The organism is Pelagerythrobacter sp. Soil_C_18, assembly GCF_057657235.1.
In genome coordinates this window covers 1,034,617-1,059,425 of the sequence record NZ_JBDGIU010000001.1, presented here as the reverse complement: position 1 = coordinate 1,059,425, position 24,809 = coordinate 1,034,617, and the positions used below count along the sequence as shown (strand labels likewise).

Sequence of the window (24,809 nt, the reverse complement as noted above, 5' to 3'; positions counted from 1 at the left end):
TTCAGCCTTGCTGAAAACAACTCTAGCGCGCGCCCAAGCGAAACTGTTTCCCATGGCGCGGCCTCGCGGGTTAGGGGCGGCGCCATGAAACGCGTCGCCAACGAACCCCGCCGCCATGGCTGAGCCGCTGCGCATCGCGCTGGCCGGGCTCGGCACAGTGGGGGCGGGCGTGATCCGCCTGATCGAAACCAACGCCGCGCTGCTGCGGGCCCGCTCCGGGCGCGAGCTGCAGATCGTCGCGGTCAGCGCGCGCGAGCGCCACAAGGACCGCGGCGTCGACCTGTCGCCGTTCGCGTGGGTAGACGACATGGCCGAACTCGCCGCGCGCGGCGATGTCGACGTGGTGGTGGAGCTGGTCGGCGGGTCCGACGGCCCCGCGCTGGCCCTGGCGCGCCGGGCGATCGGCTCGGGCAAGGCGCTGGTCACCGCCAACAAGGCGATGGTCGCGCACCACGGCGCCGAACTCGCCGCCGCGGCCGAACGCGCGGGAACCGCGCTCAAGTTCGAAGCCGCGGTCGCCGGCGGCATTCCGGTGGTCAAGGCCTTGCGCGAAGGCGCGGCCGCGAACGCCATCGGGCGCATCTATGGCATTCTCAACGGCACTTCGAACTACATCCTCTCGACCATGGAGGCGACCGGCGCCGGCTTCGACGAGACGCTGGCCGAGGCGCAGAGGAAGGGGTTCGCCGAAGCCGACCCCGCCTTCGACATCGAAGGCACCGACGCCGCACACAAGCTCGCGATACTTGCCGCGATCTGCTTCGGCGCGGAGGTCGATTTCGCCGGCGTGACCTGCGAGGGCATCACCCGCGTGCGGGCGGAGGACATCGCCCGCGCCGACACACTCGGCTACGTCGTGCGCCTGATCGGCATGGCCGACCTGGAAGCGGGAGATGACGGCACGACCGCGCTGCTCCAGCGGGTCAGGCCATGCCTCGTTCCCAAGGGCCACCCGCTCGCGCACGTCACCGGAGCGACCAACGCGGTCGTGGCCGAGGGCAATTTCTCCGGGCGCCTGCTGTTCCAGGGCGCGGGCGCGGGTGCCGGGCCAACCGCGAGCGCAGTCGTCGCCGACCTGATCGACATCGCGCGCGGAGAGATCGGCGCGCCGTTCTCCATCCCCTCAGCCGAAATGGCGCCGATGCCGCGCGCCGAAGCGGGGCACCGCACCGGCCGCACCTATTTGCGCTTCACCGTCGCCGACCGTCCCGGCGTGCTGGCCGAGATGACCGCCGCGATGCGCGATGCGGGCGTTTCGATCGAAAGCCTGATCCAGCAGGGCCGGCAGGAGGAAGGCGGCGAGGTCTTCGTCGCGATGGTCGCGCACGAGGGGCCGGAGCGGAACGTCCAGCACGCGCTCGAGCTCCTGCGCGGCTCCGACAGCTTCACCGCGCCGCCGCTGTCGCTGCAGATCCTCGGCGACTGATCTCTACTGCGGCGGTTGATCCGCTGCGGGCTCCGGCTCCTCGGAGGCCTGCTCCTCCGGCTCCGGTTCCCCATCGTAGCCACGCGGCGCGAGCCCGCGCGATATCCGGTCGGCGTCCGAGCCGGGCGGCGTCTCGGGCAGTTCCTCGAAGTCGATCATGTAAGCGGGCGGCGCCGGGCACGGCGGGATCACGCACATGCCGGAGATGGTGGCGGGACCCTTGAAGATTCCCGGCCCGGATACGTCCGGCGCCTTGGGATCGCCCTTGTTCATCGTCGCTGCGGCGTATTCGTTCTCGGCGTCCTCGTCGGAGCGGATGCGGAACTGCGACTGCTCCTCCAGCCGCGCGCAGACGACGATCTCGTTTCCCTCGGGTTGCTCGCAGTCGGGCTGGGGCGGCGCGGGCGGCGGTGGGCCGTAAGCGTCGCGGGTCGCCTCGAACGCCTGCTCCACCGGATCGGTCACGCCGGGGTCCGGATCGCCCGTCTGCGCCGCGGCCGGTGCGGCGAAGAGGCAGAGCGCAAGCGCCAGGTGGATTCTCGACATTCCCGCTCCCGCTGTTTAAGCGCGCTTCCAAGCACTCCCGGAGGACTGAATCCAGTATGAATAGCAAGAATCCGCCTGCCGGCTCGCAGCTCGATCGCGTCCTCGTGCTTGAACTCGTCCGCGTCACCGAAGCCGCCGCGATCGCCGCGAGCGAGCTGATCGGGCGCGGCGACGAGAAGGCGGCCGATGCCGCCGCGGTCGAGGCGATGCGCCATGCCTTCGACCAGCTCGAGATGGACGGCACCGTCGTGATCGGCGAGGGCGAACGCGACGAGGCGCCGATGCTCTACATCGGGGAGAAGGTCGGCGGTGCGCCGGGCCGCGGGCCGAAGATCGACATCGCGCTCGATCCGCTCGAAGGCACGACGATCACCGCCAAGGCCGGCCCCAATGCGCTCGCGGTGCTGGCCGCGGCGGAAGAGGGCTGCCTGCTCAACGCGCCCGACACCTACATGGACAAGCTCGCGGTCGGTCCCGGGTATCCCGAGGGAATCATCGATCTCGCCAAGACGCCGACCGAGAACGTCTGCGCGGTGGCCGCGGCCAAGGGCGTCGAGCCCAAGGACATCATCGTCTGCGTGCTCGACCGGCCGCGCCATGCGGCGCTGATCGCGGAGCTGCGCGGGCTCGGCTGCGGTGTGGTGCTGATCGGCGACGGCGACGTGGCGGGCGTGATCGCGACAACCGATCCCGAGACCACGATCGATATGTACATGGGCCAGGGCGGTGCGCCCGAAGGCGTGCTCGCGGCCGCTGCTCTGCGCTGCGTCGGCGGGCAGTTCAACGGCCGCCTGGTGTTCCGCAACGACGACGAGAAACGCCGCGCGGCCAAGTGGGGCATCGAGGATCTCGACCGGATCTACAAGCTGGAGGATCTGGCCAAGGGCGACTGCATCTTCGCCGCGACCGGCGTCACCTCGGGCTCGCTGCTCGAAGGCGTCAAGCGCCTGCGCGGAGGCAAGATGACCACCGAAAGCGTGGTCATGCGCGCCAGCAGCGGTACCGTCCGCTGGATCAAGGGCGAACACCGGCTCCCCTAAGATCCTCCCCATTTTGCGCCTGCGGCGAAAACGGGGAGGATCGGGCCGCCCCTGTTGCAATCGCGTGACGCCCGGCTAAGCGGAACGAACCGATTCCGCCGCAGCAACCGAAGGTATCCCGCGCGATGAAGATCATGTCCGGCAACTCGAACCTGCCGCTCGCGCGGGCGGTCGCCGCCTATCTCGAGATGCCGCTGACCGACGCCAGCGTCCGCCGCTTCGCCGACGAGGAGGTCTTCGTCGAGATCCACGAGAACGTGCGCGGCGAAGATGTCTTCCTGATCCAGCCGACCAGCTTCCCGGCGAACGACAACCTGATGGAGCTGCTGATCTGCATCGACGCGCTGAAGCGCGCCTCGGCCAAGCGGATCACGGCGGTCGTGCCCTACTTCGGTTATGCCCGGCAGGACCGGAAGCCCGGCCCGCGCACGCCGATCTCGGCCAAGCTGGTCGCCAACCTGATCACCCATTCGGGCGCCGACCGCGTGCTCGCGGTCGATCTCCACGCCGGGCAGATCCAGGGCTTCTTCGACATTCCGACCGACAACCTCTACGCCGCGCCGGTCATGGCCGCCGACATCCAGGCGCGCTACGGCGACCGCGACCTGATGGTCGTCAGCCCCGACGTCGGCGGCGTGGTCCGCGCCCGCGCGCTGGCCAAGCGGCTCGACAATGCCCCCCTGGCGATCGTCGACAAGCGCCGCGACCGCCCGGGCGAGAGCGAAGTGATGAACATCATCGGCGAAGTGAAGGGGCGGCACTGCATCCTGATCGACGACATCGTCGATTCGGGCGGCACGCTGTGCAACGCGGCGCAGGCCCTGCTCGACCAGGGCGCCACCTCGGTCGCAGCCTATATTACCCACGGCGTGCTCTCGGGCGGCGCGGTGGCGCGGGTCGACGGTTCGGCGCTGACCGAGCTCGTCATCACCGACACGATCCGTCCGACCGACGCGGCGCAGGCTTCGGGCAAGATCCGCATCCTCACCGTCGCTCCGCTGATCGGCGAGGCCGTCCGCCGCATCGCCGACGAAAGCTCCGTCAGCTCGCTCTTCGACTGACATGGCGACGGACAGCGACATCGCGCTTGCCAACCGGCTGGCGGACGCCGCCGGGGAAGCGATCCGGCCCCTGTTCCGCGGCGAGTGGGCCGAGGAGCGCAAGAGCGATTCGACCTTCGTAACCGAAGCCGACCGCGCCGCCGAAGCCGCGATGCGCGCGATCATCGAAAGCGAGCGGCCCGACGACGGGATCATCGGCGAGGAATACGGCAATCGCAATCCGGCGGCCGCGCGGCAGTGGGTGCTCGATCCGATCGACGGCACGACCAGCTTCATCGCCGGGCGGCCGATCTTCGGCACGCTGATCGCGCTGATGGAAGGCGGCTGGCCAATGCTCGGCGTAATCGATCAGCCGGTGCTGCGCGAACGCTGGCTCGGGCGCGTCGGCCATGACACGACCTTCAACGGCAAGCCGGTCCGTTCGGCGCCCTGTCCGGAGCTCTCCAACGCGGTGCTCGGCACGACCAGCCCGCACTGCTTCTCGGGCGAGCAGGTCGATGCCTTCATGAGCCTCGCCAAGGCGGTGGCCGAGCGCAAGATCGTCTACGGCGGCGACTGCTACAGCTACGGCCTCGTCGCCTCGGGCCACATGGACCTGGTGTGCGAAGCCGGGCTGCAACTGCACGATTTCGCCGCGCTCGTGCCGGTGGTCGAAGGCGCCGGCGGAACGATGTGCGACTGGCAGGGCGAACCGCTCAACGCCCATTCGGCCGGCGAAGTGCTCGCGATCGGCGATCCCGCCCGGCTCGAGGACGTGATCGAAGCGATGGCCGGCGCGGCACACGGGCACTCGCACGGTTAGCCAAATGCTAAGCCCTGCGCGCTAACCCTCGCGCGCATGGCGACGACAGCTTTCGACGACAGTCTTGTTCCCGCGCCCGAAGCGCCGCGCGCGCGGGGGGCATGGGCGCGCCTGATCGCGGCATTCCCATTCGCGCTCATGGCGCTCGTCTCGCTGGTCGAGCTGGCGCTGGCCGACCGCAAGTACGGCCTGTTCACCGGCGGCTTCGGCCAGTCGCGCGCGGTCGACGCGCCGGGCGAGATCGCGCTGTTTCTGGCGGGCTATGCGGCCGCGCAGGCGTTGATCGGGCTGGCGGGCTGGGCGCTGTCGCTGCGCCTGGCCCGCCGCGGCCCGGCCTGGGCGCCGTGCTTCGTGTACGCGCTGGTGGGCGGCGCGCTGTTCTGCGGGTTGCTGGCCGTGCAGTACCAGCTCCATTCCTACTTCAGCGATGCAGTCGGCTTCGCCCTGCTCAAGCAGCTCGGCGGCGGTAGCCTGGTCGACGCGATCCTGTTCGGGCTCAGCGAGATCGGCGTGGCGCTGCTCGCGCTCGCGGCCCTCGCGGTGGGTGCCTGGATCGCATGGAAGCTCCTCGCGCGGCTGCTGCCGCCAGGCCTGCCGCGGTTGAGTACCCCTCGGCGCTCGCTATGTGCCGCGGTGTTCGTCCTATTTCTCGTCGCTGCTTTCGCCATTCCGCGCACCGGCAGCGACGCGGCCTTCGGGCTCAACCGCACGCTCGCCTGGCAGGCGCTCACCGGCACGCTCGATCTCGCAAGCGACGTCGACCGCGACGGCTACGGCCTCTTCGGCATCCAGCACGACACCGCGCCGTTCGACGGCAGCCGCCATCCGCTCGCTCTCGACGTGCCCGGCAACGGCGTGGACGAGGACGGCTACGGCGGCGACCTCGCGCTCGTGCCGCTTGCCGCGCCGCTTGCGCCGCAGGTCTTCACGGGCGACCGCCCGCACGTCGTGATCGTGGTGATGGAATCGACTCGGGGCGACGTGCTCGGCAAGCGCGTGAACGGCAAGCCGGTCGCGCCCAACCTGGAGGCGATCGCCGCCGCGGGCAGCGCGGCCACCCCCGCCTACAGCCATGTCGGCTTCACCACCGAATCGCTCAAATCGATCTTCTCCGGCCAGCTCGCCCCGCGCGTGGGCGATCCGTCGCTGTTCCGGGACCTGAAGGCGAGCGGCTACCGCATCGGCGTGTTCTCGGGCCAGCCGGAGGATTTCGGCGGGATCTCCGAAACGGTCGGCATGCGCGAGAGCGCCGACGTCTATGTCGATGCTGAGCTACTGCGCGACAAGCGCGCATTCGACTTCGCCGCGCAAGGCAGCCTGCTGGTCGACGAGAGCCACCTGCTCGCCGCCTTCGACCGCACGCTGGGTGCGGAGGATTGGCAGGCGCGGCCGCACTTCGCCTATTTCAACTTCCAGTCGCCGCATTTCCCCTACCACCACGAAGGCGTGCCGGCGCGGGTCGTCGATGCGCCGATAGAGCGGGGCGCGATCGGCGCGGGCCGGGCGGAGCATGTCCAGGCGACTTACTGGAACGCCGTCGCCAATGCCGACGCCTGGCTCGGCGAAGTTGTCCGGCGGCTCAAGGCCAAGGGCGTGTGGGACGATACCGTGCTGATCGTCACCGGCGACCACGGGGAGGACTTGTTCGAGGACGGCTTTCTCGGCCACGGCCACGTGATCAACGCGCGCCAATTCGGCACCGTGCTCGTCGCCAACCGGCCCGGCCTGCTGCCGGCAGCACCGCTCGCGCTCGCCGACTACCGCGCAATCCTGACCGCGGCGCTCCGCGGCGAATCGCCCCCGCCGCCCGCAGCGCCGCCGTTCCTCCATATCGGACCTCTCGATACGCCGACCGCGATCGGACTGGCCGGCCCCGACGGCAGGCTCACCAGCCTGCGGCTCGATACGGGCGAGGCCTGCATGGTCGAGCGCGGCGAATGCGCACCGCACAAGACCTTCACGGGCGCCGAAAAGACACGGGTCGAGGCGGTGATAGCCCGCTGGGGCTCGGAGCGCTGGCGGGCCTACGAGCGTGCGGAGAAGCGCTGAAACGGCGGTGGAACGACGAGCGCACTTGGTCCACTAAGGCGCGCATGACGATATCGGGATCGCTCGACGGGCGGGTCGCCCTCGTAACCGGCGCGGCGCGTGGCCTCGGGTTCGCCATCGCCCGGCGGCTTGCAGAGGGCGGAGCGACCGTCTGGCTCAACGGGCGCGATGCCGATGCGCTCGCAGGGGCGACAGAGCTGATCGGCGACCTGGCGCGCCCGATCGCTTTCGACATCGCCGACGATGCGGCGAGCGCCGCGGCATTCGCGCGGATCGAGCGCGAGACCGGGCTCGACATTCTCGTCAACAATGTCGGAACCCGGGATCGGCGCGGTGCGGCGGAGCTCGACCGGCAGGCCATGCGCGCCATGCTCGAGGCCAATCTGGTCGCACCGTTCGATCTCGCCCGCCGAGCCGCTCCGCTGATGCGCGCGCGAAGCTACGGCCGGATCGTCAACATCACCTCGATCGCGGCCGAGATCGCGCGCGGCGATGCGGCCTATACCGCCAGCAAGGGGGGACTTGCTGCACTGACCCGCGCGCTGGCGGCCGAGCTCGGCGGCGACGGCATCACCGTGAATTCCGTCGCACCCGGTTACTTCGCGACCGATGCGAACGCCGAGATGGTCGCCGATCCCGCGATCGCCGCGCATCTGGCGCGGCGTACCTCGCTTGGCCGCTGGGGCGAGCCGCACGAGATTGCGGGCGCTGTCGCCTTCCTTGCCTCACCGGAGGCATCCTATGTCACCGGGCAGACGCTCGCGGTCGACGGCGGCTATCTCGCACACTTCTGAAAGCTTGCATTCCGCGCCGATTTCGCTAGGGGCGCGTGCTTCACCGACACGTGTTTCATGTGCCGGCCTGGCGACAAGGGCTGCCAGGGCTGGTTCGACGTGTCTCTGTAACAGGAGATGAAAATGCCCAAACTGAAGACCAAGAGCGGCGTGAAGAAGCGCTTCAAGCTCACTGCGACCGGCAAGGTCAAGCATGGTGTCGCCGGCAAGCGCCACCGCCTGATCAGCCACAACGCGAAGTACATCCGCCAGAACCGCGGCACCACCGTCCTGTCCGAAGCGGACAGCCGCACGGTGAAGAAGTGGGCCCCCTACGGCCTCGACTGAGCCCGGTTTTTGGATTTAGGAGTACCAGCACATGCCTCGCATCAAACGCGGCGTTACCACGCGCCAGAAGCACAAGCGGATTCTCGACCAGGCCAAGGGCTATCGCGGTCGCCGCAAGAACACCATCCGCATCGCCCGTCAGGCGGTCGAGAAGGCCGGGCAGTATGCCTACCGCGACCGCAAGGTTAAGAAGCGCAGCTTCCGCGCGCTGTGGATCCAGCGCATCAACGCGGCGGTTCGCGCCGAGGGCCTGACCTACTCGCAATTCATGCACGGCGTGAAGCTCGCCGGCATCGAACTCGACCGCAAGGTCATGGCCGATCTCGCGATGAACGAAGGCGGCGCCTTCCAGTCGATCATCGCTCAGGCGAAGAAGGCCCTTCCGGCCTGACGAATCGCGGGTTTCGCACCACGCCAATGCTCAAGAGAGGGCGCGGCAGGCACATCGCCTTCCGCGGCCTCTAAGTTTTTTGGGGTCGTAGCCGCTTCCCCCCGCCCCCGGCCCCGGGTATCCTCCACGGGCAAAGGGGGCAAACGGGGCGCGAACTAGGATGGCGACGCAATGCGACATCGCGGTGCGCTTCCACGCACCGCCAGCGGATCTCGCGAGATTCTTCACGACCTTCTACCGGGTCGAGATCAGCGTCGCGCAAGGCGCGCGCGTCGCCGATGCCCTGCAGCCCGAATGGGGCAACCTGCGCTTCTTCAGGGGCGATCTGCCCGTCAGCCGCTCGGTGAGCGGAGACGAAGTGCGCGGCGCCGACTTCGTGCCCACCGGGCCGAGTACGAGCCTGCTCGAATTCACGCTCGGCAACACGCGGATCTGGGGCGTCGGGCTGCTGCCGCTCGGCTGGAGCACGTTCATCGGCAGCCCGGCAGACCAGATGGCCAACCGCGTGTTCGATGGCCGCGCCGAGCCTGCCTTCGCGCCCTTCGTACCGCTCGCCGACGAGCTTACCGGCAGTGCGGAGCGCGAGAGCCGAGAATACGACCAGCTGGTCGCGTTCTTCCGCCACGAAGCGCCGCGGCAAGGGCCCGAGGACTCGCGCATCCAGGCGATCCACGCCATGCTGCTGGAGGAAGACCTGCCCGACGTCGCCACTCTGGCCGAGCGTACGGGCCTCAACCAGCGCACGCTCGAGCGGATTTCGCACCGCGCGTTCGGATTCTCACCCAAGCTGCTCCTGCGGCGCCAGCGCTTCATGCGCAGCCTCGCTGCTTTCATGGTCCAGCCCGATGCGCGCTGGAGCGGCTCGATCGACAGGCGCTATTGCGACCAGTCCCACTTCGTGCGCGACTGCCACGCGTTCCTTGGCATGGCGCCGAGCGAATATGCGGCGATGGAGCATCCCGTCATGGCGAGCTTCCTGCGCGAACGTCTCCGCCTCCACGGCAGCGCGGTGCAGACGCTCGACGCTCCCGGGCGCGGCTGACGCAAGCCCGCGCGCGAGATGGCGCTTTGCGTTGGCGCGGATTTGGCGCTAGCGGGCCATCGCGATGAGTGAACTGCAAACCCGCAAGGACGAGGCGATCGCGGCCGTCGATGCCGCCGAAACTCTGGACGCGCTCGAGGCGCTGCGTGTCGAGGCGCTGGGCAAGCAAGGCTGGATCAGCCTGCTGCTCAAGACGCTCGGCCAGATGTCGCCCGAGGAGCGGCAGATTCAGGGACCTGCGATCCAGGCGACGCGAGGCGAGGTCGCCGACGCGATCGCCGCGCGCAAGGCCGCGCTGGAGAATGCCGAGCTGGAACGCCGGCTGGCAAGCGAGACGCTCGACCTTTCGCTGCCCGCGCCCCAGGCGCCGCGCGGCTCGGTCCATCCGGTCAGCCAGGTTATGGACGAGCTGGCGGAGATCTTCGCCGATCTCGGCTTCTCGGTCGCCACCGGGCCGGAGATCGAGGACGACTGGCACAACTTCACCGCGCTCAACATGGCCGAGACGCATCCGGCGCGCGCGATGCACGACACCTTCTACTTCCCCGACGAGGGAAGAGGCGAGGGCCCGGCCTCAAGTAGCGAAGCGGTAGGCCGACAAGAACGCATGCTGCTGCGTACGCACACTTCGCCGGTGCAGATCCGCAGCATGATGGCGCAGGGCGCGCCGATCCGCATCATCGCGCCGGGCCGCGTCTACCGCTCCGACAGCGATGCGACGCACACGCCGATGTTCCACCAGATCGAAGGCCTGGTGATCGACCGAGGCATCCACCTGGGGCACCTCAAGTGGACGCTGGAGACGTTCCTCAAGGCCTTCTTCGAGCGCGACGACATCGTTCTGCGCCTGCGCCCCAGCTACTTCCCCTTCACCGAGCCTTCGGTGGAGGTCGACGTCGGCTGGCAGGACGTGAAGGGGCGGCGCGTGCTCGGCGGCGACGGAGATGCGCCGGGCCACGGGTGGATGGAACTGCTCGGCAGCGGCATGGTCAATCGCCGGGTAATCGAATTCGCCGGGCTCGACCCTGACGAATGGCAGGGCTTCGCCTGGGGCCTCGGGGTCGACCGGCTCGCCATGCTCAAATACGGGATGGACGACTTGCGCGCCTTCTTCGACGGCGACGCGCGCTGGCTCGCGCATTACGGCTTCTCGGCCTTCGACCAGCCGTCCCTCTCGGCCGGAGTGGGAGCACGCGCATGAAGTTCTCGCTCGAATGGCTGAAGGAGTACCTCGAGACCGAGGCGAGCGCCGCGCAGATCGCGGCCACGCTCAACGCGATCGGGCACGAGGTCGAGGAGATCGAAGACCCGGCCGAACGGCTCGCGGGCTTCCGTGTGGCCGAAGTGCTGACTGCCGGGCCGCACCCCGATGCCGACAAGCTGCAGGTGCTCACCGTATCCACGGGCGAGGGCGACCCGTTGCAGGTCGTCTGCGGCGCACCCAACGCGCGGGCCGGAATGAAGGGCGTGCTCGGCCTGCCCGGCGCTGTGGTACCTGCGAACGGCATGGAACTGCGCAAGAGTGCGATCCGCGGCGTCGAATCGAACGGCATGATGTGCTCGGTGCGTGAGCTCGAACTGGGCGACGAACATAGCGGCATCATCGAACTGCCGGCCGATGCGCCGGTCGGAACGGCCTTCGCCGACTACCACGGCGCGAGCCCGGTGTTCGACGTGGCGATCACGCCAAACCGCCCGGACTGCATGGGCGTCTACGGCATTGCCCGCGATCTCGCCGCGGCCGGGCTGGGCAGGCTCAAGCCTGTCGCAGCGCCGGAGATCGCAGGCGCGGGCGCGTGCCCGGTCGAGATCCGCATCGACGATCCGAAAGGCTGTCCTGCGTTCTACGGGCGTGTGATCCGAGGCGTGCGCAACGGCGCTAGTCCCGCATGGATGCAGCGGCGGCTGCTCGCGGCGGGGCAGCGGCCGATCAGCGCGATCGTCGACGTGACCAACTATCTGATGCTCGCGTTTGGCCGGCCGGCGCATGCCTACGATCTGGCGAAGCTGACCGGCGCGATGGTCGCGCGGCGGGCCAAGGCGGGCGAGCAGGTCCTCGCACTCAACGAGAAGACCTACACGCTCGACGATACCATGACCGTGATCGCCGACGATGCCGGCGTGCACGACATTGCCGGGATCATGGGCGGCGAGCATTCGGGCGTCGGCGAAGGCACGACCGATGTCCTGCTCGAGATCGCCTATTTCGATCCCGAGCGGATCGGGGTGACGGGCCGCAGGCTCGGCCTCACCTCGGACGCGCGCACGCGCTTCGAGCGGGGAGTGGACCCGGCCTTCCTCGACGACGGGCTGGCTCTGCTGACCGGTCTGATCGTGGAAATCTGTGGCGGCGAGGTGAGCGAGACCGTACGCGCAGGCTCGCCGCCCGCCGCACCGAAAATCGTTGCGTTCGACCCGGCGCTGACGCGGCGGCTCGGCGGGGTCGAGATCGCCGAGTCCGAACAGCGCCGCATTCTCGAAGCGCTCGATTTCCGCGTCGGCGACGGCTGGCAGGTCGCTTGCCCCCCGCGCCGCCACGACATCGAAGGGCCGGCCGACCTCGTCGAGGAAGTCGTCCGCATTCATGGTCTCGACAAGGTCGCAAGCGTCGCGCTGCCGCGTGCCGAAGGAGTGGCCAGGCCGACCGCGACTCCGCTGCAGCAGATCGAGCGGAAGCTGCGCCGGACGGCGGCCGCGCGCGGTCTGAACGAAGCGGTGACCTGGTCCTTCCTTCCCGAAGCCGACGCCGACCATTTCGCGGAAGGCAACGGCGGCCTGTGGATCCTCGAGAACCCGATCAGCGAGGACATGAAGGCCATGCGCCCCTCGCTGCTGCCCGGCCTGCTCGCTGCGGCCAAGCGCAATGCGGATCGCGGCGCTGCCGGCTCGCGTCTGTTCGAGATCGGCCGCCGCTACTTCCGCGGCGAAGGCGGGGCGAGCGACGAGCGCCCGACGCTGGGCGTGATCCTCGCCGGCGAGAAAGCGCCGCGAGGCTGGGCGACGGGCAAGGCGCAGGGCGTCGATGCCTACGATGCCAAGGCCGAGGCCGAGGCCCTGCTCGAAGCCGCCGGTGCGCCGGTGGGCAACCTCATGGTCATGGGGGAAGCGGGTCCGCAGTTCCACCCCGGGCAGTCTGCCACCTTGCGGCTCGGCCCAAAGAACGTGCTCGCCCGCTTCGGCGCGCTGCACCCGAACACGCTAAAGGCGTTCGACATCGAAGGGCCCGTCGTCGCGGTCGAGATCTTCCTTGACGCGATCCCTGCAAAGAAGGGCGCCAAGGATAATGGGGGCGGTTTCGCCCGCCCGGCCTATGCACCGCCCGCGCTGCAGCCGGTCACGCGCGACTTCGCCTTCCTGGTACCCGCCGATCTCGCCGCCGGCGACCTCGTGCGGGCAGTCAAAGGCGCGGATAAGCAGGCGATCGTCGATGCGCGGGTGTTTGACGTCTTCGCCGGACAGGGCGTCCCCGAAGGCCGCAAGTCGGTCGCGGTCGAGGTCGTGCTGCAACCAGGCGAGAAGAGCTTCACCGACGCGGAGATCAAGGCGATCTCGGACCGGATCGTCGCTGCCGCGGGCAAGCAGGGCGCGGAGCTGAGAGCATGAGCAGGACGGCACTCGTTACCGGAGCCACCGCGGGGATCGGCGAGGCCTGCGTGCGCAGTCTCGTCGCCAGCGGCTGGCGCTGCATCGCCACCGGACGCCGGGCGGAGCGGCTGGAGAAGCTGGTCGCTGATCTGGGCGCGGACAAGGTGCACGCTGCGGTGTTCGACGTGCGCGACGAAGCGGCGCGCGACGCCGCGCTCGATGCGCTGCCGGAGGCGTTCGCGGGCGTCGATCTGCTGGTGAACAACGCCGGCCTCGCGCTCGGCACCGCCCCGGCGCAGGACGCCAGCCTCGCGGACTGGAAGACCATGATCGAAACCAACGTCACCGCGCTGGTCTCGCTCACCCACAAGCTCCTGCCGGGCCTGATCGAGCGAAAGGGCGGGGTGGTCAACATCTCCTCCGTGGCGGCGAACTATCCGTATATGGGCGGCAACGTCTATGGCGGGACCAAGGCTTTCGTACGCCAGTTCACGCTGGGCCTGCGCGCTGACCTGCACGGCACCGGCGTACGCGTGACCTCGATCGAGCCGGGTATGGTGGAGACCGAGTTCACCTTAGTGCGCACTAGCGGGAACCTAGAGGCACACGAGCGGCTCTACGGCGGCGCCGACCCGATGACGGCCGAGGACATCGCCGAGACCGTCCGCTGGGTTGCCGAACTGCCGCCGCACCTCAACATCAACACGCTAGAGCTGATGCCGGTGAGCCAGAGCTTCGCCGGCTTCCAGGTCGCGCGCGAGAACTGAGGGCCTATTCGCCCCAGCCGTCGGAGGTATCGCCGGCGCTGCGGCCCCAATCGTCTCCGTACTCGCTTTCGAACTCGGCCTGCTGTTCGTAACGCGAGAATTCCGCGGCCGCTTCGTTTGCGGCGTCGAGCCGTTCCGACATGCCGGGTACGGCGCCCATCATGCCTTTCGCCATCGACGGGGTGGCGAAGGTCATGTCGAATGGGCGCCCCTCGATCGCAGCGGCGACGTGCTCCTCGGCCAGCTTCTCCATCATTCCCAGGGCGAGCCCGTTGGCCTCCATGGCCGCGCTGGCCCGATCCTTGTTCCGCCCCTCGGGCGGCCGGACCTCGGTAGCGACGCGCGTGCCTGCGCCGTCGGGTGTCAGCGTCGTGACGAAGCGCATCAGTTCACTGCCGTTCCGGTCGATCAGCGCTGTGACGACGGTGTTGTTGTCGGGCTGCGTGACCCTGCTGTCCGCCACCGTTCCCCCGAGCACGTGGACCGGCAGATAAGCCGACCTGAGCGCCGAGATCACCTCCTGCGGCGTCTTCTCGTAATACTCGCCGGAGCTGCAGCCCGCGAGAAGCAGGGCGCCCGCGCAGGCGAGAAGCATGGATTTCACGCGCATGATCCGATTCCCCCAAATCCGACCCTCGGGCCAGATAGCATAGGGCGGTTTCGGACCGGTTAAGCCGCGCAGGGCGGGTTTGCGCCGTATCGCACTTCTCTAGCGAGTGGACGAAAGCGCGCTGCCCGGCTACGCGCGCGGCCCATGTCCAACCGCCGCACCTTCGCCATCATCTCCCACCCCGACGCGGGCAAGACCACACTCACCGAGAAGCTGCTGCTTCAGGGCGGCGCGATCCATCTCGCGGGTGAGGTCAAGGCGCGGGGGCAGGCGCGGCGGGCACGATCGGACTGGATGAAGATCGAGCAGCAGCGCGGGATTTCGGTGACCAGCTCGGTCATGACCTTCGAGCGCGACGGCATCACCTTCAACCTGCTCGACACGCCGGGGCACGAGGACTTCTCGGAAGATACCTACCGCACGCTGACCGCCGTCGACTCGGCGATCATGGTGATCGACGCGGCCAAGGGGATCGAGCCGCAGACGCGCAAGCTGTTCGAGGTCTGCCGCCTGCGTTCGGTGCCGATCATCACGTTCGTGAACAAGGTCGACCGCGAGGGAAAGAGCGGCTTCGAGCTGCTCGACGAAGTGGCCGACACGCTGGCGCTCGACGTATCGCCGCAAGGCTGGCCGGTCGGCATGGGCGGCACATTCCAGGGCATTCTCGACTTCGCTTCCGGAGAAGTCAGCCGGCCGGAAGGGCCGAGCAAGGAGTTCCAGGGCACGCGCGAAGCCGATGCCGTGCTGCCCGAGGACGTGGCCGAGGAGGCCGAGCTGGCACGGATCGGCTATCCCGAGTTCGACCTCGAAGCCTACCGCAACGGCGATCTCACGCCGGTCTACTTCGGAAGCGCGCTCAAGAACTTCGGCGTGACCGAACTGATCGAGGCGATCGCGAACCACGCGCCGCCGCCGCGCCCGCAGCCCGCGGGCGAGGAGCAGGTGAGCCCGGAGCGGGACGAGGTCACCGGCTTCATCTTCAAGGTCCAGGCCAACATGGATCCGAACCACCGCGACCGCATCGCCTTCATGCGGCAGGTTTCGGGCACGTTCAAACGGGGCATGAAGCTGACGCCGAGCGGGCTGGGCAAGCCGATCGCAATCCACTCGCCGATTCTGTTCTTCGCGCAGGACCGCGAGCTCGCCGACACGGCGGAAGCGGGCGACATCATCGGCATTCCCAACCACGGGACGCTTCGCGTCGGCGACACGCTGAGCGAGAAGAACCAGATCCGCTTCACCGGCCTGCCCAACTTCGCGCCGGAGATCCTGCGGCGCGTGGTGCTCAAGGACCCGACCAAGACCAAGCAGCTTCGCAAGGCGCTCGACGACTTGTCCGAAGAGGGTGTGATCCAGGTCTTCTACCCCGAGATCGGCGCGCAGTGGATCGTCGGTGTCGTGGGTCAGCTCCAGCTCGACGTGCTCGTCAGCCGGCTGGAGGCGGAATACAAGGTCGAGGCCAATCTCGAAGCCGCGCCCTTCGCAACGGCGCGCTGGCTCAAGGGCGATGCAAAGGCGCTGGGCGAGTTCGAGAGCTTCAACCGCCCGAACCTCGCGCGCGACCGCGACGGCGACCTCGTGTTCATGGCCAAGAGCCCATGGGACGTCGGTTACCAGCAGGAAAAGAACCCGGACCTGACCTTCTCCGCAACCAAGGAGCGGTGACAGGCCGGGTCATGCGCCCTAGAAGGCCGGTGATGGGCGATCCTGCAGACATGCCGCGCCGCGAGCGACCGTGCGGCGCACCCGGCACCGATCAGCGCTAGATCGCGTTTCCTTCCGCGTGCAGCTCACATTTGCCAGCTACAACATCCACAAGGCGGTCGGCATCGACCGGCGGCGCGATCCCGACCGGATCATTTCCGTGCTGCGTGAGATCGACGCCGACGTCATTGCCTTGCAGGAGGTCGACCGCCGGATCGGCGAGCGGGCGAGTGTGCTGTCGCGCGCGGCGCTCGACGACACGCCGTGGAAGCCGGTCCAGCTCGCGCGGCGGCCGCGCAGCCTCGGCTGGCATGGCAACGCGATCCTCGTGCGCCGCGAATACGAGGTGATCGAGGCCGAGCCGCTCGACCTGCCGACGCTCGAGCCACGCGGTGCGGTCCGTGCCGACGTCGAATGCGGCGGGCGCCGCCTGCGGGTTATCGGGGCGCATCTCGATCTCTCTGGTCTCAGGCGGCGCGACCAGATCAAGGCCATTCTCGCGCATCATGGAGAGTGCGAGACCGGCTGCCCGACCGTCGTGCTGGGGGATTTCAACCAGTGGGGTACCCGCGGCGGGGCCATGCGCGAGTTCGGTGCCGGCTGGCAATTGCTCGATCCGGGCCGCAGCTTTCCCAGCCGCCAGCCGGTGGCGAGGCTCGACCGGATCATCGCCTCGGGCGAATGGGACGTGCACGCGACTGCGGTTCACCACAGCGCGCTGGCGGTGCAGGCCTCAGACCACTTGCCGGTATGGGCCATGCTTGGGATGAGCAAATAATAGGCATCGCTTAAATATCAGGCAGCACAGCAGTTCTTAACGCAACGGAGTTGCGCAGTTCGGCTTGTGAATAAAGCAAAATTCCCAACTGGCACGGCTTTTGCTGCTTTTGCGGAGCCGGGGTGTTCCGGCGGACAGCCAGGGGGGATCGATGAAATTCATCATCGCCATCATCAAGCCGTTCAAGCTCGACGAAGTGCGCGAGGCGCTCGGCGCGATCGGCGTGGCCGGCATGACCGTATCCGAGGTCAAGGGCTTCGGGCGGCAGAAGGGCCAGACGGAAATCTACCGCGGGGCCGAGTACTCGACCAACATGCTGCCCAAGGTGAAAATCGAGATCGCCGCCAGCGACGACCTCGCCCCGCAAGTGGTCGAAACGATCACGCAGACGGCGAGCACCAAGAGTATCGGTGACGGCAAGATCTTCGTCTTCGACCTTGCCGAGGCGACCCGCATCCGCACCGGCGAAACCGGGGATACCGCGCTGTGAGTGCGGCAAGAGACAAGAGGGACCAGACGATGATCCGCAACATGCTTTGCGGTGCGGGCGCGCTCGGCACCGCGCTGTTCGCCGCCGCGCCCGCACTCGCGCAGGACGCGGCCGCCGTGCCCAACCCGGGCAACAACGCCTGGATGATGACCGCGACGGTCCTCGTCCTGATGATGATCCTGCCGGGCCTCGCGCTGTTCTACGGTGGGCTCACGCGGCAGAAGAACATGCTCTCGACGATGACGCAGGTCGGCGCGACCGCCGCGCTCGCGATGCTGATCTGGGTCATGTGGGGCTATTCGCTCGCCTTCGGCGACACGACATACGATGGCACGCTGGGGCTGTTCGTCAGCGGGGGCAGCTACTTTCTCGCCGGAACCGACGCGAGCAGCACTGCGGCGACCTTCACCGATGAAGTCATCAGCAAGTACGTCTTCATCAGCTTCCAGATGACGTTCGCGGCGATCACCGCCGCGCTGATCCTCGGCGCCACGGCGGAGCGCCTCAAGTTCTCCGCCCTCATGGCCTTCGTGCCGATCTGGCTGACGATCGTCTACTTCCCGATCGCACACATGGTCTGGGCCGGCGGCGGGCTGCTGTTCGAAGACGGCGCGCTCGATTTCGCCGGCGGTACGGTGGTGCACATCAATGCCGGCGTATCGGGCCTGGTGCTCGCCTATCTCCTCGGCCGGCGCCGCGGCTATCCGGCCGAACCGATGCCGCCGCACTCGATGACGCTGACGATGGTCGGCACCGGCTTGCTGTGGGTCGGCTGGTTCGGGTTCAACGCCGGCTCCGCGCTGGAAGCCGACGGTTCGGCCGGTCTGGCGATGATCAACACCTTCGTGGCGACGGCGGCTGCGGCGCTGGCCTGGATGGTGATCGAGCGGCTCGCGGGCCACAAGGGATCGGCGCTCGGCTTCTGCTCGGGCGTGATCGCCGGCCTCGTCGCGGTGACCCCGGCGGCAGGCAACTCGGGCCCGTTCGGCGCAATCCTGCTCGGCATTCTCTCCTCGACCGTGTGCTACTTCGCGGTGGCGAAGATGAAGGCGAAGTTCGGATACGACGACTCGCTCGACGCCTTCGGGATTCACGGCGTGGGCGGCATCGTCGGCGCGATCGGTACGGCGGTGGTCTACCAGCCCTTCCTCGGCGGCCCCGGCGACGGCTCCACCGCACTCGGCGCGCAACTCGGCGTTCAGGTGTTCAGCGTGCTCGTCACGATCGTCTGGGCCGGCGTCGGCACGCTGGTGGCCGGCATGATCGTCAAGGCGCTGATGGGCCTCAGGGTCTCCGAAGAGGTCGAAGTGGATGGCCTCGACATCTCCGAACACGGGGAGCGCGCCTACAACTGACAGATGAGTTTGGCGGGCCGGGGTTCCCTCTCCATCCCCGGTCCGCCTGCCAGTGTTCCTCCTGCGAACACCGCCTTTACGGGCCGGAGCCAAGGCGCTCCGGCCCTTTTTTTTGCCTCAAGCACCGGCGCGCGCATCCGCGCGCTTGGCTATCCTCGGCGCGGAGCGCTCCGGGCAGGCGGTCGCCCTTGCGGTCCACCTGCGGCGGACCGGGGATGTCATCATCCCAATTGGCTCACGGAAGTGGGGAGGATCTTCAAACCAAGCTGTTCTTCACGAAATCCGCGCAGCGCTCGCCGATCATGATGCTCGGGGCATTGGTGTTGCCGCCGATCAGGCGCGGCATGATGGAGGCGTCGGCGACCCACAGGCCGTCGAGCCCGCGCGCCTTGAGCGTGGGATCGACGACCGCGCCCTCGTCCGCACCCATGCGGCAGGTGCCGACCGGGTGGTAGACGGTGTCCGCCCGGTTACGGATCAGTTCGTCGAGCGCCTCGTCGTCGGCTAGGTCGGTCGGGTAGCGGTCTTTCGGGCGGTATCCGCTCATCGGCGGGGCATCGACAATCCGGTGCGACAGCCGCACGCCGGCGCGCAGCACCGCCATGTCGCGTTCCTCGGCGAGGAAGTTTGGATCGATCACCGGCGGCGCCGCCGCATCGGACGAGGCGAGCCGTACCGTGCCGCGGCTCTCGGGCCGCAGCACGCAGGCGTGGAGCGAAAAGCCGTGGCCTTTGACTTTGGTCCGCCCGTGATCCTCGAGCATGGCCGGCACAAAGTGCCATTGCACATCGGGCGCTGGGGAATCGGGCATGACGCGCCAGAACCCGCCTGCTTCGGCATAGGGTGTGGTCATCGTGCCGGTCCTGCGACGGCGGTGCTCAGCGATCGCTTTCAGCATGCGCCATGTGCCGGCGAGGCTGTCACCAATGAAGTCGCGGCTCTCGGTCTCCCAGCTCGAGACGTAGTCGATGTGGTCCTGCAGATCGCTGCCGACGGCGGGCCGGTCGAGTACGACCTCGATCCCGTGCGCGCGCAAATGCTCGCCGGGGCCGATGCCCGAGAGCATCAGGATCTGCGGACTGTTGAATGCGCCAGCCGAGAGAACGACGCCGCCCCGTGCGCGCAACGTCTCGCGCTTGGCGCCGCGCCGGATGGTGACGCCGGCTGCGCGGCCATCCTCGACCACGATCCGCTCGACCAGCGTTCCCGTCATCACCGCCAGTTTCGCGCGGCCGCGCAGCGGTTCGACATAGGCACGCGCCGCCGACCAGCGCTCGCCGCCCTTCTGCGTTACCTGATAGAACCCGAAGCCTTCCTGTTTCGCCCCATTGAAGTCGTGGTTCGCCTGCAGTTGTAGCGCGGCCGCGCTCTCGACGAAGGCCATGCTGCCGGGATTGGGCCACTTCTGGTCGGAGACGCACAGCGGTCCATCGCCGCCGTGGAATTCGTCCGCGCCGCGCACGTTGCCCTCGGCGCGTTTGAACCAGGGCAGCACGTCCTCGTAGGCCCATCCGGTGCAGCCGAGCGCTGCCCAGTTGTCGTAGTCCCACGCGTGGCCGCGGATGTAGATCATCGCGTTGATCGCGCTCGACCCGCCGAGCCCCCGGCCGCGCGGCTGATAGCCGGTCCGGCCGTTCAGCCCCTTCTGCGGCACCGTTTCGTAGCGGTAGTTCGCGGCCTTGGGCAGGAACGGCATGAAGCCCGGCGTCTTGACCAGGAAGTTGTCGTTCGTCCCGCCGGCTTCGAGCAGGCAGACCTTGCGCCTGCCGTCCTCCGCCAGCCGTCCGGCGACTGCGCTTCCCGAGCTGCCGCCGCCGATCACGATCACGTCGAATTCCGCCATGTTCCATCCTCCCCGGGGAGGATGGTTAGGCAGGCTCGCCCTCCGCGGCAATCGGGTTTTCGTTTGGAACCTTTTGTTCGCCGCCGTGCCGCTGGCGCCAGCGCGCGCGGATCATGTCGCTCGTCTCGCGGCTGCCGTCGTGCGACCAGCCCGGCTCGCGCAGGAGGTAGGACAGCTTGTGTCGCCACGGCGCGCGCCAGATGTCCTGCAGCATGCCGACCCATTCGTGGAACACCGACCACAGCAGGTTGAATGAGCCGAGCTGCTTGACGATGCCGTAGCGGATCCGTTCCTGATCGTTCTCCGGCTCGAACGTGCCGAACATCCGATCCCACACGATGAACACGCCGGCGTAGTTGCGGTCGAGGTAGCGCGGGTTGGTCGCATGGTGGACCCGGTGGTGGCTCGGCGTGTTCATCACCGCCTCGAACCAGCGCGGCATCCTGCCGATCGCCTCGGTATGGATCCAGAACTGGTAGATCAGGTTGAACCCCGCACAGATCGCGATCATCGCCGGGTGGAAGCCGATCAGCACCAGCGGCATCTTGAATGCGAAGCCGAGCGTGAAGGCGCCGGTCCAGCTCTGCCGCAGCGCAGTGCTGAGGTTGTAGTGCTGGCTCGAATGATGGTTGACGTGGCTGGCCCAGAACCAGCGCACGCGGTGCCCCGCGCGGTGAACCCAGTAGTAGGCGAGATCGTCGAGCACGAAGCAGGCGATCCAGGCCCACCAAGCCCAGCCGATGTCGAACAGGCGGTATTCGTAGGCCGCGAGGAAGACGAGCAGGGCGAACCCGCCGAACACGACGCCTGCGACCGTGCTGCCGAGCCCGAAGGCGAGGCTCGTGAGGGTGTCTTTCGGCTCGTAAGCCTCCGGCCGCCGCTTCCACGCCCACAGCATCTCGGCGAGGACGAGCAGCACGAAGGCCGGGATAGCGTAATCGACGGGCGAAAAATCGGGCATAATGGACCGGGTCACAGCCTCCTGAGGCTTGCTGCCCAATACTGGGCCTTGGAGCCGAGGTCGAGCGTGACCTCGCCAAAGCGCCTCTCCGCCGTTCCGATCACGAGCTGGTGGCGGTCGAGCCGGGCTTGGGAATGGCCGGTCAGCAACCGTGCCGCGAAGTGGGCGCCGTGGCGGCGCAGTAGCAGGATGCGGCCCTCCGCATCGCGCAGCAAGGCGGCATGGCCCGCGCGGTCGATCGCGACATCGACCGCCTCGAACCCGTACACTGCCTCTTCCGCCAGTTCGCGCGCGTGCGTCTCGTCGCGGATCCGCAAGTCGCCGCCGAGGCGGAGCTTCCACGCAAGCCCGGCCAACGCGAAGATCGCGAGAAGCGAGCCGCCGAGGCGCAGAAGGAGGTCGAAGTCCATCGCCCGCGATCTGCCATGCACCTGCGGGCGTGTCGAGCGCTCCACATTTGCAAATCGGCAGGCGCGCTTTAGACCCGCTTCGACAGAGGGAGAGATCAATGAGGAAAGCCGCGTTTCTGCTTGCCGCCGCCGCACTGGTGGCGCAGCCCGCCTTCGCGCAGACGTTCGATGCCGTGGAAGCGGTCGACGCGCAGTACGACCGCACCGAACGGGTCGCGCGTCAGCTCTGGGAATGGGCGGAGGTCGGCTATCAGGAAACGAAGTCGAGCGCGCTGCTCCAGTCCGAGCTCGAGGCCAACGGCTTCACGGTGCAGGAAGGTGTTGCCGGAATCCCGACGGCCTTTGTCGCAGAATACGGCAGCGAAGGCCCAGTGATCGCCATTCTGGGCGAGTTCGATGCCTTGCCGGGCCTCAGCCAATCCGCTTCGCCGCTGCGCGAGGCCGTGGCGGACAAGCATGCCGCACACGCCTGCGGGCACAACCTGTTCGGCGCCGGCTCGCTGACCGCGGCCATTGCGGTGAAGCAGTGGCTCGAGACGACCGGTACGCCCGGCCGCATCCGGTTCTACGGCACCCCCGCCGAGGAAGGTGGATCCGGCAAAGTCTACATGACCCGCGCGGGCCTGTTCGGCGATGTGGACGTCGCCATCCATTGGCATGCGGACGACGAGAACAGCGCCGCGGCGCAGACCAGCCTCGCCAACCGTTCGGCCAAGTTCCGCTTCCGCGGACGCTCCGCGCATGCTGCCGGCGCACCGGAACAGGGTCGTTCGGCGCTCGACGGGGTCGAAGCGATGAACATGATGGTCAACATGATGCGCGAGCACACGACGATGGATTCGCGCATCCACTACGTCATCACCGAAGGCGGGACCGCGCCGAACGTGATCCCCGACTTTGCCGAAGTGTTCTACTACGTGCGCCATTCGGACACAGCCGAGGTCGAGGCGATGTGGAAGCGGCTGGAAGCCGCGGCGACGGGCGCTGCCCTGGGCACCGGAACCGAAGTGGAATGGGAGATCATCCACGGCAACAACCCGCTGCTGGTGAACGAGACGCTGGCGAAGATGATGGACGCCAAGCTGCGGCGGGTCGGCGGCGTGGAATATACGGCGGAAGAGCGGGCCTGGGCCGAGCAGCTTTCCACGAGCCTGGGCGATGGGGCTAAGCCTTTGACCGCCGCGGCCGAGGTGCAGCCCTACGAGACGTCGCTCGGCTACGGTTCGACCGACGTGGGCGACGTATCCTGGGCGACGCCAACCGTCGGCCTGCGCACGGCGACATGGGTGCCCGGCACCTCGGCCCATAGCTGGCAGTCGGCGGCAGCTAGCGGCACAACGATCGGCTTCAAGGGCGCTCAAGTGGCGGCGAAGGCGATGACGCTGGCCGCGATCGAGCTCTACACGAACCCCGAACTGCGCAGGCAGGCCCGCGCCGAATTCGATGCCGCGCGCGGGGAAGACTACGAATACCGCTCGCTGCTTGGCGACCGCGATCCGCCGCTCGATTTCCGCAAGTAATCAGCCGCGCGCGCGGGCTGCGAGCATGTCGATCGCCGGCCGCACCGGCGCGACGTCGTAGCCCGCGGCCGCGGCGGCGGCGGCGATCTCTTCGGGGTCGCCGCCGCCATGCGCCTGCGCGAGCGCCCAGAGCAGTGTCGAGCGCGTGCCCGACCGGCAATAGGCGAGCACCTTGCCCTCGGCGCGTGCAAGCGCGTCGGCCATCGCGTCGACCTGCGGTTCGCCGAAGCCCGAGCCGCCGATGGGAATGGCCACGTAGTCGAGCCCCGCGCTGCGCGCCGCCGCTTCGATCTCTGCGCCGGGCGTCTGGTCCTCGGCTTCGCCCTCTGGGCGATTGTTCACGATCAGGGTCACGCCTTCGGCACGGGCCGCTGCGATGTCGCCGAGTTCGATCTGCGGGCTTGCGAGAACCGTGTCGCTCAGCGTGCGGAAGTCGCTCATTGAGAGGTCTCCCGTGCGGCTCTGGCGCGCCGGTTGCGCTGCACCATGTTAAGCAGCTCGACGCCGACCGAGAATGCCATCGCGGCGTAGATGTAGCCCTTTGGAACGTGGAAGCCGAAGCCGTCGGCGATCAGCACCAGTCCGATCATCACCAGGAAGGCCAGCGCGAGCATTACCAGCGTGGGGTTCTTCTCGATGAAACGGGCGAGCGGATCGGCGGCGACCATCATGATGCCGACGGTGATGACGACGGCGGTTACCATGATCGGAATGTCGTCGGTCATGCCCACCGCGGTGAGGATCGAATCGACCGAGAAGACGATGTCGATCGCGACGATCTGCGCGATCACCGCACCGAACGTGGCGGTTGCCGCGGCCGCGATACCGGGGGTCTTGTCGAGCAGGTCGCCCGAAGGATCGGCGGGCTCCATCGAGTGGTGGATTTCCTTGGTCGCCTTCCACAGCAGGAAGAGCCCGCCGATGAGCAGGATCAGATCGCGGCCGGAAAACGCGGTCTCGAAGCTCGGCTCGCCATACTGGTTGGGCGTGCCCTCCAGCCCAAGGTCGAACAGCGGCGTCTGCAGCGTCACGATCCAGCCGATCAGCATCAGCAGACCGATCCGCATGACGAGCGCGAGTGCGAGGCCGATGCGACGCGCGCGCTGCTGCTGGTGTTCGGGCAGCTTGTTCGACAGGATCGCGATGAAGATCAGATTGTCGACGCCGAGGACGACCTCGAGCGCAATCAGCGTGAGCAGCGCGGCCCATGCGGCCGGGTCGGAAAGGAGTGCGACGATGTCCATGCGCGCCTGATGCCGCAAGCGCGAGTCGCAGGCAAGCGTCCGTGCACGCGCGAGACGCAATGCC

At 68.1% G+C, this 24,809-nt stretch carries 24 protein-coding genes; 17 read left to right on the top strand and 7 right to left on the bottom strand.

All coding sequences use genetic code 11. From position 1 onward, the window contains the following. The first annotated feature begins 115 nt into the window (after positions 1 to 115). Positions 116 to 1,426 carry a homoserine dehydrogenase gene (locus AC3A5N_RS04925; protein ID WP_487736178.1) on the top strand — a complete coding sequence of 437 codons (1,311 nt, stop codon included), beginning with the start codon at positions 116 to 118 and terminating at the stop codon, positions 1,424 to 1,426. A gap of 3 nt (positions 1,427 to 1,429) precedes the next feature. On the opposite strand, the gene AC3A5N_RS04920 is transcribed toward AC3A5N_RS04925, so the two are convergent. Then, a complete protein-coding gene (locus tag AC3A5N_RS04920; protein WP_487736177.1) occupies positions 1,430 to 1,972 on the bottom strand; it encodes a hypothetical protein in 543 nt (180 codons plus the stop codon). A gap of 56 nt (positions 1,973 to 2,028) precedes the next feature. Between AC3A5N_RS04920 and glpX the strand changes: the two genes are divergently transcribed. The 11 genes from glpX to AC3A5N_RS04865 all read left to right on the top strand — a co-directional run bounded on the left by glpX (position 2,029) and on the right by AC3A5N_RS04865 (position 13,830). Then, positions 2,029 to 3,012, top strand: coding sequence for a class II fructose-bisphosphatase (gene glpX / locus AC3A5N_RS04915; protein ID WP_487736176.1), 984 nt, complete (start codon positions 2,029 to 2,031; stop codon positions 3,010 to 3,012). 125 nt (positions 3,013 to 3,137) lie between these two features. Beyond that, a complete protein-coding gene (locus tag AC3A5N_RS04910; RefSeq protein WP_487736175.1) occupies positions 3,138 to 4,073 on the top strand; it encodes a ribose-phosphate pyrophosphokinase in 936 nt (311 codons plus the stop codon). A gap of 1 nt (position 4,074) precedes the next feature. Continuing rightward, positions 4,075 to 4,875 carry a histidinol-phosphatase gene (hisN, locus tag AC3A5N_RS04905; RefSeq protein WP_487736174.1) on the top strand — a complete coding sequence of 267 codons (801 nt, stop codon included), beginning with the start codon at positions 4,075 to 4,077 and terminating at the stop codon, positions 4,873 to 4,875. A gap of 36 nt (positions 4,876 to 4,911) precedes the next feature. After that, entirely contained in the window at positions 4,912 to 6,924 is a 2,013-nt protein-coding gene (locus tag AC3A5N_RS04900) for a sulfatase-like hydrolase/transferase (protein WP_487736173.1), read from the top strand. A 44-nt stretch (positions 6,925 to 6,968) separates the two neighbouring features. Next, on the top strand, positions 6,969 to 7,718 hold the full coding sequence (locus AC3A5N_RS04895) for an SDR family oxidoreductase (protein WP_487736172.1): 750 nt from the start codon (positions 6,969 to 6,971) through the stop codon (positions 7,716 to 7,718). Between the two features lie 123 nt (positions 7,719 to 7,841). Beyond that, positions 7,842 to 8,045 carry a 50S ribosomal protein L35 gene (gene rpmI / locus AC3A5N_RS04890; protein WP_129525396.1) on the top strand — a complete coding sequence of 68 codons (204 nt, stop codon included), beginning with the start codon at positions 7,842 to 7,844 and terminating at the stop codon, positions 8,043 to 8,045. Between the two features lie 31 nt (positions 8,046 to 8,076). Beyond that, entirely contained in the window at positions 8,077 to 8,436 is a 360-nt protein-coding gene (rplT, locus tag AC3A5N_RS04885) for a 50S ribosomal protein L20 (protein WP_487736171.1), read from the top strand. A 160-nt stretch (positions 8,437 to 8,596) separates the two neighbouring features. Further along, positions 8,597 to 9,478: an AraC family transcriptional regulator gene (locus AC3A5N_RS04880; RefSeq protein WP_487736170.1), complete on the top strand. Its 882-nt coding sequence runs from the start codon at positions 8,597 to 8,599 to the stop codon at positions 9,476 to 9,478. A gap of 64 nt (positions 9,479 to 9,542) precedes the next feature. Continuing rightward, on the top strand, positions 9,543 to 10,679 hold the full coding sequence (gene pheS, locus AC3A5N_RS04875) for a phenylalanine--tRNA ligase subunit alpha (RefSeq protein WP_487736169.1): 1,137 nt from the start codon (positions 9,543 to 9,545) through the stop codon (positions 10,677 to 10,679). Then, positions 10,676 to 13,081 (top strand): phenylalanine--tRNA ligase subunit beta, encoded by a 2,406-nt coding sequence (gene pheT, locus AC3A5N_RS04870; RefSeq protein WP_487736168.1) that lies wholly within the window; start codon positions 10,676 to 10,678, stop codon positions 13,079 to 13,081. The genes pheS and pheT overlap by 4 nt, the downstream gene beginning before the upstream one ends. Beyond that, the gene (locus AC3A5N_RS04865) at positions 13,078 to 13,830 is read left to right on the top strand and encodes an SDR family NAD(P)-dependent oxidoreductase (protein ID WP_487736167.1); all 753 of its coding nucleotides are present in this window, start codon (positions 13,078 to 13,080) and stop codon (positions 13,828 to 13,830) included. Before pheT ends, AC3A5N_RS04865 begins: the two co-directional genes overlap by 4 nt. A 4-nt stretch (positions 13,831 to 13,834) precedes the next feature. Here AC3A5N_RS04865 and AC3A5N_RS04860 read toward each other — a convergent pair whose 3' ends face one another. Next, complete coding sequence (locus AC3A5N_RS04860) at positions 13,835 to 14,440, bottom strand: hypothetical protein (RefSeq protein WP_487736166.1); 606 nt, start codon at positions 14,438 to 14,440, stop codon at positions 13,835 to 13,837. 144 nt (positions 14,441 to 14,584) lie between these two features. Between AC3A5N_RS04860 and AC3A5N_RS04855 the strand changes: the two genes are divergently transcribed. From AC3A5N_RS04855 to AC3A5N_RS04840, 4 genes are all read left to right on the top strand, one after another. Further along, positions 14,585 to 16,105 (top strand): peptide chain release factor 3, encoded by a 1,521-nt coding sequence (locus tag AC3A5N_RS04855; protein WP_487736165.1) that lies wholly within the window; start codon positions 14,585 to 14,587, stop codon positions 16,103 to 16,105. Between the two features lie 118 nt (positions 16,106 to 16,223). Continuing rightward, positions 16,224 to 16,922, top strand: coding sequence for an endonuclease/exonuclease/phosphatase family protein (locus AC3A5N_RS04850; protein WP_487736164.1), 699 nt, complete (start codon positions 16,224 to 16,226; stop codon positions 16,920 to 16,922). A 151-nt stretch (positions 16,923 to 17,073) separates the two neighbouring features. Then, positions 17,074 to 17,412 carry a P-II family nitrogen regulator gene (locus tag AC3A5N_RS04845; protein WP_487736163.1) on the top strand — a complete coding sequence of 113 codons (339 nt, stop codon included), beginning with the start codon at positions 17,074 to 17,076 and terminating at the stop codon, positions 17,410 to 17,412. A 29-nt stretch (positions 17,413 to 17,441) separates the two neighbouring features. Further along, on the top strand, positions 17,442 to 18,767 hold the full coding sequence (locus tag AC3A5N_RS04840; RefSeq protein WP_487736162.1) for an ammonium transporter: 1,326 nt from the start codon (positions 17,442 to 17,444) through the stop codon (positions 18,765 to 18,767). A 256-nt stretch (positions 18,768 to 19,023) separates the two neighbouring features. On the opposite strand, the gene AC3A5N_RS04835 is transcribed toward AC3A5N_RS04840, so the two are convergent. From AC3A5N_RS04835 to AC3A5N_RS04825, 3 genes are read right to left on the bottom strand one after another with little or no spacing between them, the layout of a single operon-like run. Then, positions 19,024 to 20,610, bottom strand: coding sequence for a GMC family oxidoreductase (locus AC3A5N_RS04835; RefSeq protein ID WP_487736161.1), 1,587 nt, complete (start codon positions 20,608 to 20,610; stop codon positions 19,024 to 19,026). 25 nt (positions 20,611 to 20,635) lie between these two features. Then, positions 20,636 to 21,571: a sterol desaturase family protein gene (locus AC3A5N_RS04830; protein WP_487736323.1), complete on the bottom strand. Its 936-nt coding sequence runs from the start codon at positions 21,569 to 21,571 to the stop codon at positions 20,636 to 20,638. An 11-nt stretch (positions 21,572 to 21,582) separates the two neighbouring features. Beyond that, positions 21,583 to 21,981, bottom strand: a complete 399-nt coding sequence (locus AC3A5N_RS04825) for a hypothetical protein (RefSeq protein WP_487736160.1) — start codon at positions 21,979 to 21,981, stop codon at positions 21,583 to 21,585. Between the two features lie 98 nt (positions 21,982 to 22,079). On the opposite strand from AC3A5N_RS04825, the gene AC3A5N_RS04820 reads away from it, so the two are divergent. Then, positions 22,080 to 23,501: an amidohydrolase gene (locus tag AC3A5N_RS04820; protein WP_487736159.1), complete on the top strand. Its 1,422-nt coding sequence runs from the start codon at positions 22,080 to 22,082 to the stop codon at positions 23,499 to 23,501. Here the strand turns inward: AC3A5N_RS04820 and AC3A5N_RS04815 are convergent, their stop codons facing one another. Together AC3A5N_RS04815 and AC3A5N_RS04810 are read right to left on the bottom strand one after the other, a co-directional pair. Then, a complete protein-coding gene (locus tag AC3A5N_RS04815; RefSeq protein ID WP_487736158.1) occupies positions 23,502 to 23,942 on the bottom strand; it encodes a protein tyrosine phosphatase family protein in 441 nt (146 codons plus the stop codon). Continuing rightward, on the bottom strand, positions 23,939 to 24,745 hold the full coding sequence (locus tag AC3A5N_RS04810; RefSeq protein WP_487736157.1) for a TerC family protein: 807 nt from the start codon (positions 24,743 to 24,745) through the stop codon (positions 23,939 to 23,941). The genes AC3A5N_RS04815 and AC3A5N_RS04810 overlap by 4 nt, the downstream gene beginning before the upstream one ends. Positions 24,746 to 24,809: the final 64 nt, after the last annotated feature.